General features: G+C 55.1%; 18 protein-coding genes. 6 read left to right on the forward strand and 12 right to left on the reverse strand.

Annotated elements, in window-relative coordinates; translation table 11 throughout:
- Nucleotides 1-140: 140 nt before the first annotated feature.
- From M6F29_RS09150 to M6F29_RS09165, 4 genes are all read right to left on the reverse strand, one after another.
- Nucleotides 141-911: an ABC transporter permease gene (locus tag M6F29_RS09150; protein ID WP_297497215.1), complete on the reverse strand. Its 771-nt coding sequence runs from the start codon at nucleotides 909-911 to the stop codon at nucleotides 141-143.
- 2 nt (nucleotides 912-913) lie between these two features.
- Complete coding sequence (locus M6F29_RS09155) at nucleotides 914-1,732, reverse strand: ATP-binding cassette domain-containing protein (RefSeq protein WP_366525988.1); 819 nt, start codon at nucleotides 1,730-1,732, stop codon at nucleotides 914-916.
- A 181-nt stretch (nucleotides 1,733-1,913) separates the two neighbouring features.
- Entirely contained in the window at nucleotides 1,914-2,660 is a 747-nt protein-coding gene (locus M6F29_RS09160; protein WP_298158881.1) for a dienelactone hydrolase family protein, read from the reverse strand.
- 319 nt (nucleotides 2,661-2,979) lie between these two features.
- Nucleotides 2,980-3,780 carry a formylglycine-generating enzyme family protein gene (locus M6F29_RS09165; RefSeq protein ID WP_298158884.1) on the reverse strand — a complete coding sequence of 267 codons (801 nt, stop codon included), beginning with the start codon at nucleotides 3,778-3,780 and terminating at the stop codon, nucleotides 2,980-2,982.
- A 253-nt stretch (nucleotides 3,781-4,033) separates the two neighbouring features.
- Between M6F29_RS09165 and M6F29_RS09170 the strand changes: the two genes are divergently transcribed.
- From M6F29_RS09170 to M6F29_RS09190, 5 genes are all read left to right on the forward strand, one after another.
- Nucleotides 4,034-4,852 (forward strand): CHAD domain-containing protein, encoded by an 819-nt coding sequence (locus M6F29_RS09170; protein WP_298158908.1) that lies wholly within the window; start codon nucleotides 4,034-4,036, stop codon nucleotides 4,850-4,852.
- A 177-nt stretch (nucleotides 4,853-5,029) separates the two neighbouring features.
- The gene (locus tag M6F29_RS09175; protein ID WP_297480911.1) at nucleotides 5,030-5,371 is read left to right on the forward strand and encodes a 4a-hydroxytetrahydrobiopterin dehydratase; all 342 of its coding nucleotides are present in this window, start codon (nucleotides 5,030-5,032) and stop codon (nucleotides 5,369-5,371) included.
- A 249-nt stretch (nucleotides 5,372-5,620) separates the two neighbouring features.
- The gene (locus tag M6F29_RS09180; protein WP_297480908.1) at nucleotides 5,621-6,061 is read left to right on the forward strand and encodes a DUF2844 domain-containing protein; all 441 of its coding nucleotides are present in this window, start codon (nucleotides 5,621-5,623) and stop codon (nucleotides 6,059-6,061) included.
- A complete protein-coding gene (locus M6F29_RS09185) occupies nucleotides 6,058-7,344 on the forward strand; it encodes a DUF3443 family protein (protein WP_297480906.1) in 1,287 nt (428 codons plus the stop codon). Before M6F29_RS09180 ends, M6F29_RS09185 begins: the two co-directional genes overlap by 4 nt.
- Nucleotides 7,331-7,714 carry a DUF423 domain-containing protein gene (locus M6F29_RS09190; protein WP_298158890.1) on the forward strand — a complete coding sequence of 128 codons (384 nt, stop codon included), beginning with the start codon at nucleotides 7,331-7,333 and terminating at the stop codon, nucleotides 7,712-7,714. Before M6F29_RS09185 ends, M6F29_RS09190 begins: the two co-directional genes overlap by 14 nt.
- Before the next feature lie 41 nt (nucleotides 7,715-7,755).
- On the opposite strand, the gene cheB is transcribed toward M6F29_RS09190, so the two are convergent.
- Genes cheB through M6F29_RS09235 form a run of 8 tightly spaced genes read right to left on the reverse strand, consistent with a single transcriptional unit; the run spans nucleotide 7,756 to nucleotide 16,786 of the window.
- Nucleotides 7,756-8,799, reverse strand: a complete 1,044-nt coding sequence (cheB, locus tag M6F29_RS09195; RefSeq protein WP_297497203.1) for a protein-glutamate methylesterase/protein-glutamine glutaminase — start codon at nucleotides 8,797-8,799, stop codon at nucleotides 7,756-7,758.
- 39 nt (nucleotides 8,800-8,838) lie between these two features.
- Nucleotides 8,839-9,450 carry a chemoreceptor glutamine deamidase CheD gene (cheD, locus tag M6F29_RS09200; protein ID WP_297480894.1) on the reverse strand — a complete coding sequence of 204 codons (612 nt, stop codon included), beginning with the start codon at nucleotides 9,448-9,450 and terminating at the stop codon, nucleotides 8,839-8,841.
- The gene (locus tag M6F29_RS09205) at nucleotides 9,447-10,340 is read right to left on the reverse strand and encodes a CheR family methyltransferase (protein ID WP_366525986.1); all 894 of its coding nucleotides are present in this window, start codon (nucleotides 10,338-10,340) and stop codon (nucleotides 9,447-9,449) included. Before M6F29_RS09205 ends, cheD begins: the two co-directional genes overlap by 4 nt.
- The gene (locus M6F29_RS12360) at nucleotides 10,318-13,236 is read right to left on the reverse strand and encodes a methyl-accepting chemotaxis protein (RefSeq protein ID WP_366525987.1); all 2,919 of its coding nucleotides are present in this window, start codon (nucleotides 13,234-13,236) and stop codon (nucleotides 10,318-10,320) included. Before M6F29_RS12360 ends, M6F29_RS09205 begins: the two co-directional genes overlap by 23 nt.
- Before the next feature lie 34 nt (nucleotides 13,237-13,270).
- Nucleotides 13,271-13,759: a chemotaxis protein CheW gene (locus M6F29_RS09220; RefSeq protein WP_298158896.1), complete on the reverse strand. Its 489-nt coding sequence runs from the start codon at nucleotides 13,757-13,759 to the stop codon at nucleotides 13,271-13,273.
- A gap of 25 nt (nucleotides 13,760-13,784) precedes the next feature.
- On the reverse strand, nucleotides 13,785-15,710 hold the full coding sequence (locus tag M6F29_RS09225; RefSeq protein ID WP_298158899.1) for a chemotaxis protein CheA: 1,926 nt from the start codon (nucleotides 15,708-15,710) through the stop codon (nucleotides 13,785-13,787).
- Nucleotides 15,711-15,747: 37 nt separating this feature from the next.
- Nucleotides 15,748-16,113 (reverse strand): response regulator, encoded by a 366-nt coding sequence (locus tag M6F29_RS09230; protein WP_297480887.1) that lies wholly within the window; start codon nucleotides 16,111-16,113, stop codon nucleotides 15,748-15,750.
- Between the two features lie 25 nt (nucleotides 16,114-16,138).
- The gene (locus M6F29_RS09235) at nucleotides 16,139-16,786 is read right to left on the reverse strand and encodes a hypothetical protein (protein WP_298158902.1); all 648 of its coding nucleotides are present in this window, start codon (nucleotides 16,784-16,786) and stop codon (nucleotides 16,139-16,141) included.
- A 186-nt stretch (nucleotides 16,787-16,972) separates the two neighbouring features.
- On the opposite strand from M6F29_RS09235, the gene M6F29_RS09240 reads away from it, so the two are divergent.
- A partial coding sequence (locus tag M6F29_RS09240) for a hypothetical protein (RefSeq protein WP_298158905.1) occupies nucleotides 16,973-17,521 on the forward strand: 549 nt, incomplete at its 3' end.

Consider the following 17,521-nt stretch of genomic DNA (forward strand, 5'->3'; position numbering starts at 1 on the left):
CAATCAACTGCGCGGTCCGGTCGATGTGTACGGACTGCGTTTGCATATCGACTTTTGATCCGGCAGGATCATTGAATTGAGGTGGGATATACACGATATTTCCTTGCCGGGTTCAACCATAACCATAAGAAGGAGGCCGATTAGCGCGCCAGCCCGGGATAGATTTTCGAAGCCAATGCCAGAAGAATCAGAAAGACAAGGCCCATCACCCCGAAACTGGTGATGACGGGAAAGGTGCTCACCCCGCCGACAATCATCGAACCACGGAGCACATCCACCAGATAGGTCAGCGGATTGAATATCGCAATGCTTTTGAGCCAGTCCGGCATCAATTCCAGAGGATAGATGGCGTTTGAAGCGAAAAACAGGGGCATCGTCAATACTTGGCCAATCCCCATGAATCTTTCGCGGGTTTTGACGATGGAGGCAATGAGCAGAGAAAAGGTGGAGAAGACGCCCGATCCGATGAATACACCTGCGGCTGCCGTCAGAATAGGCAGAAATTCCCAGCGGATATTGACTTTCAGGATAACCGCGACGCCATACACGACGATCGCCTGAACCAGTCCGCGCAGGCCAGCCGCCAAGGCCTTACCCCCAATCAGTGCGCTACGGTGCGCCGGGGTGACCAACAACTTGTGAACGATCCCCAGATCGCGTTCCCAGATGACTGCGATTCCATAGAAAATGGCACTGAACAGGATGCTTTGCGCAAGAATTCCGGGAGCCATGTAATCCAGGTAGTTCAGGTTGCCCGTGGGGATTCCCCTGACCCTACTGAAGACTTGGCCGAATATGGCCAGCCACAGCACGGGTTGGATGGCCCGTGAGAACATCTCGGTCGGATCCCGGACCAACTTGTGCATTTCGGCACTGGCAATGGCGAGGCTTTCACGAGCGAAGCGAAGCATGGCTACTCCAATCGGTGAATGGCGCTGCGGTTTTCACGGATTTGGCGGTAATTGCCTTCCCGCTCCATCACGCTGCCACTGAAGTGCACGAATACATCGTCCAGACTTGCTTGAGCGCCCAATCGGGACTTGAGTTCCCCGGGACTTCCCGTGACCGCCAAGCGACCGCGATCAAGAATGGCCAGTTCGTCGCAAAGCACGTCGACCTCTTCCATGTCGTGCGTCGTGATCAGGATGGTCGTCCGCCTGGACCGGCGGAGATCTTTGAGCCGTTCCCACACGGTTTTACGGGCAACGGGATCCAGACCGATGGTCGGTTCGTCCAGAAACAGAACCTCGGGATAATGCAGCGTTGCCTGGGCTATCTCAAGACGGCGAATCATCCCACCCGAATAGGTTTTGACCGGCTTGTTCGCTACCGTATCGAGCCCGGAAAAGGACAAAGCCTCACTCACGCGTACTTTGAGTTCTCCTCCGTGCAAACCATAGAGCCTTGCCGACAGGTTGAGGTTCTCGATGGCGGTCAGGGCACCGTCAGCCGACAGAAGTTGGGGTACGTAGCCAATGCGTCGACGTACTTCGATGGGGCTTTTCGCCACATCGAAACCAGCTATCGTGGCGGAGCCAGAACTCGCGTCCAGCAGGGTGGTGAGGATTTTAATCGTTGTGCTCTTGCCTGCGCCGTTCGGGCCCAAAAGGCCGAAGATCAGGCCGCTTCGTACTTTCAGAGACAGGCGGTCGAGCGCAGTGACCTGATCGAAGTGCTTGGTGAGGTCGACGGTGATTATTGCATTTGCATTGTTGTCGTTGGGGTCGGCCATGATGGAGCAGTATTGCACATTGTATCCCTACCGTAAACCGCAGAGCCCGCGCTCGAAGCAAAAACAAAAACATAAATTCGCATCCCCTTTTCCGAGTTGCTCGACCAACTTTTCAATCGCCTCCGGTGTATTGGTGATCTTCCCAAAATAGCGCACATTCAGCAACTCCAATGAGGCAGCCCTATGTCAATACCCGTCTGAATAAAATCAGGAGTTCGCCCCACGCGCGTTCCGCCTGGAGTTCATCGTAGATAGGCCTGCCTCCCTGGATTGGCATGTCCTTAATGCACCATCCATGCCGCGCGCCTTCATAAACTTCAATTTTTTCAGGCAGTTTTGCAGCCTTGAATACCTCCGCAAGTTCGGTCTTGGCTTCCGGCTGGCGCTCATCGTCGTTCGCTGCGATGCCGAAGTAGTACTCCGCCCGCATTTTTTGAACAAGCCGGTGTGGGCTGTCCAACTTGTCGGTAACCAAACCGCCGCCATGAAAGGACGCGCCTGCGCCAATTCGATCTGGCACTCCCGCAGCCGCCTGCATTGTCATCAGGCCGCCCATGCAATAGCCAACGACACCCATCCTCGCTTTCTTGCTCACAAACGGCTGGGGGTCAAGAAAAGCAACGAATGCAGAAGCATCCCGCATTACATTTTCATTGGTCAACGGCGTCCGCAGGGCGCTCAGTCTGGCCCGATCTTCGGGCTTTTGAAAATCGAAATCAGGCCCGACCCCTGGTGCTTTTGTCAGGCGATAGAACGGATTCGGAACGAGGACCGTGTAGCCTTCCGCCGCCAGCCGTCTTGCCATGTCCCGCATGGTGGGACGAAGCCCAAAGGCATCGGGGAACATGATGGCCGCAGGCCACGCACCGCTACCCAGCGGATGCACAAGTGCCGCATCACAGATACCGCTCGCGGTGTGGATTGCCACATCGACTTCACTGACCGCAATGGGGGCAGGAGCGCTCACTGCGCCTGTTGCCACAGCAATACCCGTACCAGACCGCACCATACCAAAATGCCCTTCAACTGGCCAGAAACTGTCCGCATCATCGGCAATCCCACCGTAAAAAATCGGGAATGAAATGTGGAACTTTCTCGAAACGAGAGGAATCTACATGAAGCAGTCGAAATTCAAGAATAGCCAGATTTAGTGTTTGTCTGGCGTCAAAGAGCGATGTTAAAGACATCTTGAATGTTGATCCTGGGGTATTTTTCGACCGGACCACCAAAGACACCTTTTCACGATGCTACGGAAGTGTCCTGGCAAGCCGAAAACCAACATCGTGTTCCCCCTCTGCCGGCCTGCCCATAATACGGTAAGCCGCGAGAGTACCCTGCGGCCCGCTGTTCCAGGAACCGCCGCGAAGCACGCGCTTCGCGCCATCTCCCTGCCACACACTGCCATCCGTTGGCGCTCCGTTGTAATTATCGTGCCAACTGTCCTCCACCCATTCCCAGACGTTGCCGCTCATGTCGTACAAGCCAAAGGCATTAGCCTGTTTTTGGGCTACGGGATGGGTCATGTCATCGCTGTTGCTGACGTCCCACGCCACGTTGCCCAGATCATCTCTGCCGCAGTATTTCTGCTGTCCGCCTGCCCGACAGGCGTATTCCCATTCCGCCTCAGAAGGCAGGCGATACTGTTTGCCAGTCCTGGCGTTGAGTTTCTGGATAAAGTCCTGGACATCATCCCAACTGACATTTTCCACCGGGCAGTTTTCTCCACAATTTCTGGTGAATAGGCCGCCGCTAAAATGACTCGGATTATTGCCCATGATCGCCTTCCACTGTCCCTGGGTCACTTCGGTCTTGCCTATGGCAAAAGTTTGGGCTATGGTGACGCGGTGTACGGGTTTTTCATTAGCCTCGCCGTTGTTGGAGCCCATGTCGAAACTACCCACCGGAAGCGCGACCATTACAGAACAGTCTGAACAATCCTGAAACTCCCTGAGTTTTGACAGATCCGACCCGGTCACAGTTTCGTCGGCAATTGTCGGCGTATGGATCAGAAAAACACTGGCCGCAATAACGAATTGAGCATACTTCATCTGGTTTCTCCTGTTCGGCGTTTTCTGAGAGGAACCCCATCATACAACGATTCTGACGACTATTTTCAAACGTTCGAATGTTGAGGTTTCGTATTCCAGCCATGGGAAAGTCGTGGTACATTTGCGTGACGCGCTGCCGGGTTCTCCGCATCGACACCTGGTCGTGAAACGCATGGAAATATCCTACCCATCCGCTCAATTTAGTGACGCAATATAGTCACCAAGAGGCAAAATGGATGCCGCGAAGGCCTGTATGGAAACCGTGAGGGATTGCCGACAGCAATTGCAGGACAACGCAAAGGTATTTCTCACTCGCGACCCGGACAGCAACCACCTGCACAAAATGCGCGTTGCGCTGAGGCGCATGCGGTCCACTTTTGGCATTTCCCCTCATGCTTTCGACGAAACCGCCTTCTCTGACATCTCCACGGAATTGAAATGGTTGTTGGAAGAGTTGGGACCAGCAAGAAACTGGGATGTTTTCGTCCTGAAAATACTTCCGCCGATCTTGGCAGCCCTGTCACAGGAACACGATTTTGCGAAACTGCAGCAATCAAGCGATGTCCTGCGCAGGAAAAATCGGGACAGAGCCATAACCGCCATCGAGTCACATCGCTTTCAGGCTTTGTTGCTTGAACTCGAAGCAGCCTTGGCCCACGATTCCTGGTTGCAAGGCAACGCTTCTTCGATTGGTCATTTTGCGAATTTAGTCTTGGAAAAGCGCTATCACAATTTCAGGAAACGCGGAAGAAGCATTACCACCCTTCATCCGGAACAACTGCACACCCTTCGTATCAATGGGAAGAAATTGCGCTATGCATCCGAGTTTTTCATGCCTCTCTACCCTGCTCGTTCTGCACATTCATTTCTGACCGCCCTGTCTGGACTTCAGGATACACTCGGAGCAATCAACGATGCCGTAACCGCAAACCATCTCTTCAAAGAATTACCGGACGTGGACCTCGCCACTTCCTGCCTTGTCAAGGGATGGTTAGCCTGCGAAACCAAGCAGTTAACCGGTCAACTCGACCTCCAGTGGAAACAATTCAACACCATAGCCCCATTCTGGTAATCATCGGAAAGTGAAACACACGGAACTTTAGATCCCATCGGGGTTTTATACTACCCATACGATGTCGCCAGGTGCACGGATGAAAAAGTTCAGGGAAAGCCAGAGTTGCACGTTTTTAACTCTGCACAGGAAGAAAGTGGAAGATAATGATGCTCAATCTCTCAAGTGGAGAAAGCCATGGACGAAATCTGCGCGTTGACCCATAAGCACTGCAAACCCTGCGAAGGCGGTGTTCCTCCACTCTCGCACAGCGAGATCACCCCCTTACTGGCACAACTCGATGGCTGGGTATTGCGTGGCCGAGCCATCGAAAAGTCCTTCGGATTCAAGAACTATTACCAGACCATGGCATTCGTGAACGCGGTGGCATGGCTGGCCCATTGCGAAAATCATCACCCCGACATGACAGTAAGTTACAACCAATGTCGCGTGGAATTTACGACACACGCCCTCGATGGTCTGTCGGAAAACGATTTCATCTGCGCCGCCAGGGTGGATGCCTTGTTCAAGGGCCGATAAACGCCGGCCGCCGGAATGGACATCCACGGCGATCAGGCAAGGAAGCGACGCGGCCACCATCGTTCCCGAAATACAGAAACCTCTGCCCGGGATTGCCTGGTGGTCGGCAGGATGTACGCTTGATCAGCCCTGAACTTTTACAGAGAGTCACAATCCAACTCGCTTATTCTGTTAGTCTGAAGCCTTTCCCCCCGTAGCGAGGTTTTGAAGATGGTGCGTGTGCTCCGGTCATTGGGTATTCTCGGTTTAATGGTGTCTTTGAAGGGATGGGCAGCGTTAGGAGGGAGTGATCAGCAAGTGCCCCAGGAAGGTTTTCCCCTGACCTCCTATGTCCCGGCCCATGCGGCTTCTGCCACCCCGCCCGGGGGGATTCGTCAGCAAACGGTTGAAACCTTGCAACATGTGGTCGTGACGGAATACTCCAGCCATGGCACTGTCTTTGCCTTGACCTGGTCAGGGCCCACCCTGCCCGACGCCAGCGTTTTTCTGGGTTCCTATTTTCCCCAGTACCAACAGTCGCTCCAGAAGCGTCCTCTCCGCCCTGGAGCCTACCGGGCTCCGATTGCCCTCCATACCCCCGCCCTGGTCGTTCATGCCAGTGGTCATATGGGCGCCTACCAAGGCTCCGCTTATGCGCCCGCTCTGCTCCCTGCCGGTCTGGACCTCTCTCTCATCGGGGTAGCCCCATGAAGACGCTTCCCCTGAAATTCTTCCTGCGATCCCTGATCCCCGGGGTTTTCCTGGCCCTGACGGCCTGTGGCGGTGGCGGTGGCGGTGGCCCCACGGCGGCCCCTCCCCAGACCTGCAATGCCTTGACCGTCCCAGCCACCACCATTCCCACGCCGTTTACAGCCGCATCGTCATCGACATCCAATCAGGTACCGGTCACTGTGGAACAATATGCTGCGGTAAACTACCCTTCCATGAACATGCCCTATGTTACGGTGCAGGTCTGCCATGGAAGCCAATGTGTTACCGTCGATCATGTCATCGTGGATACGGGTTCCTACGGACTGAGGGTACGCGCCGATTTCCCCGGGATCAGCGCCCTGAATCTTCCTGCCGTCACCAACGGTACGGTGCCCGTCACGGAATGCGCCCAGTTTTTGGGGGGCTACATGTGGGGAGGGATTTACCAGGCCACGGTTAAAGTGGGTGGAGAAACCACTGCCAACCCGATTCCCATCCAGTTGGTTGGCGGTCAATATCCCTTCACGCCACCGGGCAGTTGCACCAGCAATGCAGGCACCGACATCGGCAACCTGGATGGAATCGGTGGCAACGGACTGCTGGGCGTGGGGGTATTCCTGCATGACCTCAGTCCCTACTATGCCTGTGCCAGCAGCCCGAACACGGGGTCTGGCAACCTTGCCCTGACCAGTGTCGTCTTCAACCCTGTGGCCGCCTTCAGCAGCGACAACAACGGAGTGGTGTTGACCCTGCCCACCGTTAATTCCCAAGGACAATTCACGGCAAATGGCACATTGACTTTCGGTATCAACACCCAGACCAATAACTCCCTCGCCACCAGTTATTCAGTACTCCCTGTACCCGCCTCGGGACCGAATATCGGCAATTTTACAGCCAGCCTGAATGGCCAGACCGGAACCTATCCGGGCTCCTTCTTCGACAGCGGATCAAATCTGTATTTCATCCCCCTGACTGGTGTCCCCACCAATTCCAACGGGGACTACAATCCCCAGACCCTGATGACGATCACGGGCACGGCTACTTCCTTCGTCAATTCATCCAATACCACGCCGCTTTCCTTCGGGCTGCTCGATATTTCAAGCGGCCTGAGCAATGGGGACCGCGCCTTCAATGACAGTGGAACGAGCAATGGGGCTACGGCGGGATCGGCGGATTTTGGCTTGCCCTACTTTTATGGCCATTCCATCATCAATGGGTTGAATGGCGCCCAGGTCACCCAAGGCAGCACCCCTTTTACCGGACCTTTCTATGCAGTCCAATAATTCGTCCCGGAGAATACTGCGCCTGAGCGGTGCCTTGCTGGCTTTCACAGGGATTGCACTGGGTGCTTTCGGGGCTCATGCCCTGCGTTCGGTCCTGGCGCCGCCTCTACTGGAGGTATGGCATACCGGGGTGGAGTATCAACTGTGGAATGCGGTGGGACTGATCGGCCTGGGGGGGTGGACGGGCATGGACGTACGCGGCCCAGGCCAACTGATCGGCGGAGGTGTACTGGTATTTTCAGGGTCCCTCTACCTGTTGGCCTTGACCGGGGCCTCCTGGCTCGGAGCCATCACTCCGCTGGGTGGATTGGCCATGCTGACAGGCTGGGCTTGGGTGGCCTGGAGAGGGATTCGATTCCCCTCCCCATAGAAAACCGTGCCACCCAATTCCCGGAAAACTTGCCAGTTCCGTCAGCACAGGCGTTCGAGCACCCGCCTGGCGATCGCATCGAGAGGCAACACTTCATCCACTGCGCCCACTTCCACAGCAGCCCGTGGCATGCCATACACCACGCTGGTCGCTTCGTCCTGGGCGATGGTATAAGCACCCGCCTGGCGCATCTGGAGCATCCCCTGGGCCCCATCCCGGCCCATCCCGGTCAACAGGATAACCAGTCCGTTGGCTCCCACGCTCTGAACTGCGGACTGAAACAGAACGTCCACCGAAGGACGATGGTGGTTGACCGGGGCATCGCCCCCCAGACGAAGCGTATATCCGGTTCCGTTACGCGTCACACGTAAATGGGAATGTCCTGGTGCCACATAGACATGACCGGGCAAGACCCGTTCACCTTCCTCGGCCTCCTTGACGTTCATGCGACATAACCCATTCAGCCGGACTGCGAAGGATTTGGTAAAGGCCTCAGGCATGTGCTGGGTGATCAGGATGGCAGGGGCATCTTCGGGCATGGGCTCGAGAAACACCTTCAGGGCCTCGGTACCGCCCGTGGATGACCCCACCAGAATGATTTTCTCAGAGGCAGAAAGTTTTCCGGAGTGACGAACCGGGGATACCATACCTTCGCCCTGAGTGCAACTTGCCGCACGGGAACGGAACGCCATGCGAATCTTTCGGGCAATCTCTTCCGCATACTCCTGCAATCCCGAAACCACATCGAGTTTGGGTTTGGCGATGAAATCCACCGCCCCCAGTTCCAGAGCATCGAGGGCCACTTCGGAACCCCGCTCGGTCATGGAAGAAATCATCAGCACAGGCATAGGACGCAGACGCATCAGACGCTCAAGAAAGGTCAACCCGTCCATCCTGGGCATTTCCACGTCGAGCGTCAAGACGTCAGGATTCAGTTCCTTGATCATGTCACGGGCCTGCAGTGGGTCGGCGGCGGCCCCCACGACTTCCAGATCGGGAAAACTGCCGACCACCTCGGTCAAGATAGCCCTGATCAGGGCAGAGTCATCGACGATCAACACCCTGATCCTGCGCGTCCCATTCACGGTCGATATCCTGTCTCTCATTCTTGCGGCCACAGGGAACTAGAACAGTTCCACCCCTCCTGAAATATCCGTTCCACGGATACGCTCACCATACCGATGCTCACGGGTCACGATGGTATCGTTGTGAACCGAACGCAGACGTTTGACCAGAATCTTGCCGGTATTGGGAAAGAAATAGACCTTGCGGGGATAAATATCCATCAGATCCTGGGCCGTAACGGGGATATCTTCGGTCTGGAGATAATCCAGGATAAATTCCGCATTGCGTTCCCCAATCCGGGCCGTCGTAAACCCACGCAGCACCTCCGCTCCCCCGAAAACCTTGGCCTCCAGATGACTGCGCCGGGCCCCTGCCTTGAGCAAACGGTTAATCATCAACTCCATGGCATAAGCGCCATAACGACCTGCCACGCTGAGCGGTGTTCCTCCCTCGCGCAGATCATCCGGCAACATGAAGTGATTCATCCCGCCCAGTCCCGCCACCCGGTCCCAAAGGCAGGCCGCCACACAGGATCCCAACACGGTCACCAGAACCATGTCTCGCCCCGTCACATAATATTCTCCAGGTAAAATCTTGATCGCTTCCCGCTGAAACTGGCGATCGAAATACCCATTCGGGGCCAAAACCTCCTGGCAGGACGTATCTGTCATCGTTGCTCGACTTGATTGGTCATTCCCGTTGTCTTGCGCTCGGAGAGTTGATAGACGGTTTTACCGCGCAGATGGAAAAAATCGCGCGCATGGTGAAAAATCTCGGAATGCCCCGCATACAACAACCCTTCCGGGTCGAGATGCCGGGCCATTTCCCCCAAGATTTGGTACTGCGTATTTTTATCAAAATAAATCATAACATTACGGCAAAATATGGCATTCAGGTGAGAATGGATCGGCCAATGGGCGTCCAGCAGGTTCAGTTGAAAAAACGTGACCAGACGACGCACCTCAGGACGAATTCTAACCGACCCTGAGTGTTTACCCACTCCTTTGTAAAAAAACCGGTGCAGACGCCTTTCACTCAAGGTCAGGTTTTCTGCGGCATAGGCCCCTTCTTCGGCCTGGGCCAGAACATGAGTGTTGATATCGGTCGCCTGAATCAGGACAGGAGGATCGGGGCCCAGGGTTTCCAATACCGTCATGGCCATGGAATAGGGCTCCTCTCCTGTAGAACAGGCAGAACACCACAGACGGATGGGGGAACGACTCCTTGAAGCCAGGTCCTGCAACTGTTGGGCCAACAACTCAAAATGATGGTTCTCGCGAAAAAAAGAGGTGAGGTTGGTGGTCAGGGCGTTGATAAAACCCTCCCACTCCGAATCTCCTCCCCTCAGGAAATTTTGCAAATAATCCTCAAAACTTTTTGCGCCCGTGACCCGCAAACGTCGCGTCAACCGACTATAGACCAATTCCCGTTTGTTTTCACTCAAAAAAATACCAGCCCGCTCATGAATCAGACACCGCACCTGTTCAAAATCGCGTTCAGTAAAACAAAACTCGCGGGGTCTCACCATCACCTCTGTCTCAAAATTCCTGCCAGTCACCATCCTCACTGTCCGCTGGTTTCTGGACTCCCAACACCATGGGACGTCTGGGTTCGGTACGTGCTTCCTGAGCCAGAAGACGCGGGAAGTCCCTCATGGTTCGACTCAACTTGTGAATGGTTTTGCCGGGAGCCACAGGAGCCGGGTGAATCTTGAAGGTCCCCATCAAACGTTTGAGGCCTTCCGCCTGCTCTTCCAGAGAAGCCGCGGCGGCAGCTTCTTCTTCCACCAATGCGGCATTTTGCTGGGTCGTATCATCCATATGGGCGATGCTCACATTGACCTGTTCAATCCCTCGACTTTGCTCCGTGGAGGCCGCCGCAATTTCCCCCATGATATCCGTAACCCGGGTTACAGACGTCACTACATCCGTCATGGTACGACCTGCTCTTTCCACCAGACCGATGCCCTCTTCCACCTTCCCCACCGAATCTCCGATCAGCCCCTTGATTTCCTTGGCAGCTGCCGCGCTACGCTGGGCCAGGTTACGTACTTCGCTGGCCACTACTGCAAAACCGCGCCCCTGCTCCCCGGCACGCGCGGCTTCCACTGCCGCATTCAGGGCCAGGATATTGGTCTGAAAAGCGATGCCATCGATCACGCCAATGATATCAACGATCTTCTTGGAACAGGCCCCAATATCGCCCATGGTCTGAACGACCTGCGCCACCACGACCCCCCCCGTTGTCGCCACATCCTGGGCATTGCGCGCCAACTGATTGGCTTGATTTGCATTTTCCGCATTCTGCTTGACCGTGGAGGTCAATTCTTCCATGCTGGCAGCGGTTTCTTCCAGGCTGGCAGCCTGTTCCTCCGTTCGACCGGACAGGTCGGCACTGCCGGAAGCGACTTCCTTGCAGGCCGCATTGATGGTATCGGCCGAGTCATTGACCTGCTGGATGAGAGAGGCCAATTGTTCGACCGCCGCATTCACATCCTGTTTCATGCGTTCAAAGATCCCCTGGTAGTCGCGCGTAATGGACTGGGTCAAATCGCCCTGAGACAGGGAGGAAAGCACGCGACCGACCTCATTGAGACTGCCGGAAGTACTGTCGATGAGCCCATTGATCCCCTCTGAGACCCGTAACAGAAACCCTTCCTTGCCCCTCACCGGGATCGATTTCGAGAAATCCCCCTTGACCGCACTCTCGATCACTGAGTTGACCTCTTCTTCCATTGCCAACTCGGCAGTCCGGTCCAGCCATTCCACCACATAGCCCAGCCGTTCGTTCCGTTCGTTGAGCACGACGCTGAAGGTGAGTTGAAAAGTATGCCCCCCCAACTCGATACAGGTATGGTGCGAATCGCGCAATTGTTCCAGAAACCGGTTCTGATGACCGGAATTTTCATAAAAATCATCGATTGAACTGCCGATCAGGGCATCCGTCTCAAAAAGTGGGAGGTCACGACGAATGGCTTCCTGTGCCGCACTGAGTAGCGCATGGGCCGACTTGTTGACGAAAATGATGCGGTGCTGGAGGTCGGCGATCATGACGCTTGCACTCACATTGTTCAATCCGACCCGGACCCGTGAATTTTCGTCTACCAGACGCCTGCCTTCCATCACCTCAAATCCCATGCGTGTCTGCATGGACTTGATGGCATACATGAGTTGACCGATTTCATCCCGTTGCTCCACCACGATGTTATTGTCAAAGTGGCCCTGGGCAATGCGTGTCACCAGTTCCGAGGCATGGCGCAGAGAACGGGTCAGGTACCTTATCAGCAATGCTACCAGCAAAATGGCCACCGCTACGCTCAGTACGCCAATACCCGCCTGAACCAAACGCAACAGGCGCCGGCGATCCTGCTCCTGGGCATAGGCCGTACGCAGCGCATCTACCTCCTGATCATTCATGGTTTCCAGTTGCTGGTACATTTGAGCCTGCAGCGTCTTCAGTTCTTGTCCCATGAGCGCCTCTGCGCTGGCACGATCGCCCTGATGCAAAAAGTCAAGCAAGGGATCCAGTCCCTGCCGCCCGTAACTTTCCAGAAGAATCTGTAAACTTTTCAATTGGGTTTGCGCTTGGCCATCTGCCGCCACATTCACACTCAGGCTGCTGAACAGGGCCTGGCTGACAGCCTTGAAATTATCCACCGAATCATCCAGTTGATGGATGGGCAGCGGCTCTGGCGCCGGAACTCCTGTCTTGTGCAGGAGTTCTGCCCTGTTGCCCGCGACCGGAGTCACCGAGGGGGTGGCGGAATGGTTTAACAGATCGATCATCTGCAACTGGTTCTGAGCCACCAAAAATTTGAGTTCCACCAGATCATGTACAAAAATGACCCGTCGATTGACGATTTCATCCATGTTTGCTTCGCTGACCCGTCCCTCCCACCAGGTCATGGCACCCACTGCCAGCAAGGCAACCATCATCGCCAGAAAAGACCACAGGATATGCTGGTTTTCGCTCAAGCCACGTCGCCCATACCCCCCTAGCAATCCAGCCTTGACGACCCGTCCTTCCTTGATACGCAAGCGCCCCTGCTTTTTTTCCTTGAAGAGACGGTAGATCCGTTCGGCTTCTTCGATTTTCTGACGGCTGGCCTTGGTGCGTACTGACAGGTAGCCCACACAGTGGCCTCCCTCGACCAAGGGGGTGACGTTGGCCTGAACCCAGTAATGGTCTCCATTTTTTCGCCGGTTTTTGACCAACCCCGTCCAGGGCAAACCCTCCTTGAGCGTTTGCCATAAATCCAGGAAAGCCTCTTCCGGCATATCCGGATGACGAATCATATTATGCGGCTGACCGATCATCTCCTGTTCGGTATAGCCACTGACCTCGATAAAACAGGGATTGACATAGGTTATCTGTCCCTTGAGATCCGTCTTCGACACGATGATGATGTTCTCACCGAGTTCGTATTCAACGTTGGTCACCGGTAGGTTGGTTCTCATGTCCTGTACCCCTTGATGGATATTTGTTATTGGTTTATTCGGCCACGGTTTTTTCGGTCAGCGCCATGTCTTCGCTCTTCACCAGACGCTCGATGTCCACCAGAATCAACATGCGTTGGTCCAACGTACCCAATCCCATCAGGTAGTGGGTATCCAGGGTCGCCGTAAAGTCGGGGGCGGGACGAATCTGCCCGGGGGTCAGGGATAGCACGTCGGAAACGCCATCCACCACCATCCCCACCAGACGTTCGACCAGACGCAGAATGATGACGACTGTGAATTCATCGTAGCGGATCTCTCCCAGATGAAAGCGCACCCTGAGATCGATGATGGGCACGATTTCTCCGCGCAGGTTGATCACCCCCTTGATAAAATCCGGCGTATTGGCGATGCGGGTGACCGTTTCGTAACTCCTGATTTCCTGGACCTTTAGGATATCAATCCCGTATTCCTCACTGCCCAGAGTGAACACCAGAAATTCGTTGACAGCGACTGCAGGAATTGGGTCTTTCTGATTCATCATGGTTCTTGTCGTCCTTGGGTGTCCATCAAACCATTCCGGTCCTGGGAAACTGACTTTCTTGCACGAGGGGTGCCGGATCCACAATCAGTGCAACCCGCCCATCGCCCAGAATGGTGGCCCCGGAAATCCCCGCCAGCTTGCGAAAATTGGCTTCCAGGCTTTTGACCACCACCTGCTGTTGCCCCAGCAGAGCATCCACGCACAGGGCCACCTTGCGCCCTTCCGCCTCCACGATCACGGCGATGGGGGAAGTCTCCGGAAAAAGCGACCGATCACCGGACACCGGAAATTTTTCACTCAATACAACCAGCGGGACATATTCTCCCCGCACTTGCAACAGACGTCCATCCCCACTGATCGTACGCAGATTTTCCGAAGTCAAGGGCACCGACTCCAGAATCGAAATCAGTGGGAGAACATAAACCTGTTCTCCCACCGCCACCAGAAGGCCATCGAGGATGGCCAGGGTAAGCGGCAAACGGATGATCGTACGCGTACCCAGGCCGGCCGTCGAGTCGATCTCGATTCGTCCGCCCATCTGGTGGATGTTGCGCTTGACCACATCCATGCCCACCCCCCGTCCCGAGATCTCAGTGATCCTGTCGGCCGTGGAAAAACCTGGTTCAAAAATCAAATTCCATACTTCAGCATCCGTCATCGCATCATGACAGGGCAAACCCTGCTCACGCGCTTTGGCCAGAATTTTGTCGCGTGACAACCCACCCCCGTCATCGCTCACTTCAATGACCACTGCCCCACCCTGATGACAGGCATTGAGGGTCACCGTCCCGAAGGAAGGCTTGTGCCTCTCATGACGCTGTTCGGGCATTTCAATACCATGATCCATACTGTTACGGATCAGATGCGTCAAAGGATCGGAAATTTTCTCGATCAATCCTTTATCGAGTTCCGTCCCCTCGCCCAGAATTTTCAACGCGACCTGTTTTCCCAGTTTGCCGGCCAGATCGCGAACCAGTCGGGGAAACCGGTTGAATACCACGGAAATCGGCAACATCCGTACCGACAGGATGGCCTCCTGCAAGTCGCGCGAATTACGCTCCAACTGGCCCAGTGCTCTTTTCAGGGGTTCGTAACGCACCCCCTCCAGAGATCCGCCGGCTTGCATCAACATCGCCTGAGTAATGACCAGTTCTCCAACCAGATTGATCAGTTGGTCCACTTTTTCCACGTTGACGCGAATCGAGGAATCCGTGCCAACTTGATCGGTAGCGCGACGCCCCCGGGAAACCCGTTCGGAAACGAACTCCACCCTTGCCCCGGAAACCGCCGGGGCCTGCTCGGCCTCCCCTGTCCTGGAAGGGGGAACGGAGGAATCCGCTGCCGGAAAAACAGGATCCGCAAAAAACCCATAACCAGGGTCGGGGTCGGGTTCTGGTTTTGTCTCCCGAATGGATTCAAAAAAATCGTGACCCTCGTCAAAAAACCCATAGCCCGGATCGTGCTGCGCCACCGATTCCGGAACCTTCTGTTTGGTCTCTTCTCCAGAGAAAACCGGAACCAACGCATTTTCCACAGGAAAAGTGTCTTTGGAATCAGACCCCATCGTACTGGCCAGAACAGTCAATTTCGCCTGGACGCCTTGCACGACATCCGGATCCACACTTCCCTGACCACGGTGAAAAGCCAACTGCATGCGCAACACATCCCCGGCTTCCAGGAATGCGTTGATCATCTCTTCGGTCAGGACTATTTCGCGTTTGCGCACCCGGTCCAGCAAATTCTCCAGAACATGGGTAACTTCCGTCATGTCGTTGAAACCAAAGGTAGCGGAGCCCCCCTTGATGGAATGAACCGCACGAAAGATGGCGTTCAGGTCCTCACCCAGCGGGGCCATCCGGTCCACCCCCAGCAGCAAGGTTTCCAGGGCCAGCAGATGTTCCTCCGTTTCATCGAAGAACACCTGAAAAAACTGACTGAGATCGATACTCACAAAGGGAACCTGGATCAGAGTTTGAAAACGGTTCGGATCACCCGATACATTTTCTAACCACTTCCAACAATTTTTGGGGATCAAAGGGCTTGACCAACCACCCCGTTGCCCCGGCAGCACGACCTTGAGATTTCATGGAGTCACTGGACTCCGTGGTCAACATCAAAATAGGAACAGTCTGGTATGCTGGCAACATGCGCAGGGTTTTTATCAGGGTCAGGCCATCCATCTTCGGCATATTCTGGTCCGTCAATACCAGATCCACCACCATTTGACGGGCCTTGTCCAGCCCTTCCTGGCCATCTTCCGCTTCGATGACATCATATCCTGCCCCTCTCAAGGTAAAACCGACCATTTGCCGCATGGAGGCAGAGTCATCCACCGTCAGTATACTTTTGGCCACTTCATCTTCTCCTCAACCATCGATTCTAAAACAGTTCAATTTCACCTGAGGCCATGTCGGCCTGTCTCACCGGCTTACGCACCTGACATTCACGCAACGCTGCCAGTTTTCGTTCGAGACTTGAAATCGTCTGGACCAACGCCTCATCGGCCCGTTGGGAAGCAGAATGCTCCGACCCGGCCTGGTGGGCAATCAACTGATGTATGTCTCGTAACGCACTCAGCCGAATCTGGATATTGTCCACCAACTGGGTCACCATATCCTGAAACTGCAGGGAGGTCACCGCCTGAAACACGGCGTCTTCAATGCGTCCATTGAACTCGGTCTGATGCTTCACGACCTGCCGGAAACTTTCCCTGCCCGGGGCTGGATTCCCGTCCTGATTTCCCTCCTCAGACACTGCCAGCCCGATGATCTTCTGCTGTTCCTGCATCAGGGATTGCAGGCGCAATAAACTTTCCATCAGCTGACCCACGGCATCCTTCAGGAGCGCATCCACCTGGGTCAAATCGCGCTGCAGGGCATTGAACGCCTGATCCACGGGGGCCTGACTGTCTCCGATCAAACGCACCGTGGCACCGGTCACCACGGCAGATCCTTTCTCGCCCGCAGACGCGGGTTCTCTGCACCCGGTCCCGGGTTTCCGAACTTCCTCATGATCCTGACACTCCATCCCGACTCCAGTGAAACGTACTCGGGGGACCACTGTAACAGTTCCAAAGTTGTTTTTCTAGCCTGATGATCCCGGGTACCGAAAACCCCGGCAGCAGGAGTTCACGATCATTACATAACGAACAGAATTTTTCGTCACCCAGGCGGGGAGGTCCCTATCATTCCCTTTTTTCTCCGCGCCAACACCATGAGTCCAGATTCATGCATCCGCGTCTTTGCCATTACCTGTCATCAACTGGTCCTGGCGGGCTTGAACGCCCTGCTGACCAATCATCCAGGCAACTTTCTGTGGCTGGGCGGGCACCCGCCCACAGCCAGTCTCTTTCGCGAACTGGAACGACAACACCCAAAAATCGTGATCCTGGACGATGCTTCCCTGTCCATCCTCCCCACGCTATCCACGCATCTGGCCGAACATCACGTCGAACTGATCCTGTTGACCCAGTCTGACGAACTCAAGGGACTGGAGGCACAAATCCAACAGGGGGTGTTGGGGATCGTCCATGTTTCCGAGCCCCTTGGTTCCATTCTGGGGGCACTCCATGCCGTATCCCAGCAGCATCTCTGGGTACCGGCACGCCTGCGTGAGCGGCTTCTCACCAAGGCTTTCTCATCCGTGGCGCAAAAGTCCGACAAAAATTCATCCAGGATTTCCGAGTTGAGCACCAAGGAAAAGGAACTGATCCGTCTGATCGTCCATCACCCGGAAGCCAAAGCGCTGGCTCTGGGCGAATGG

Source organism: Ferrovum sp. (genome assembly GCF_027317285.1).
Lineage (GTDB): Bacteria > Pseudomonadota > Gammaproteobacteria > Burkholderiales > Ferrovaceae > Ferrovum.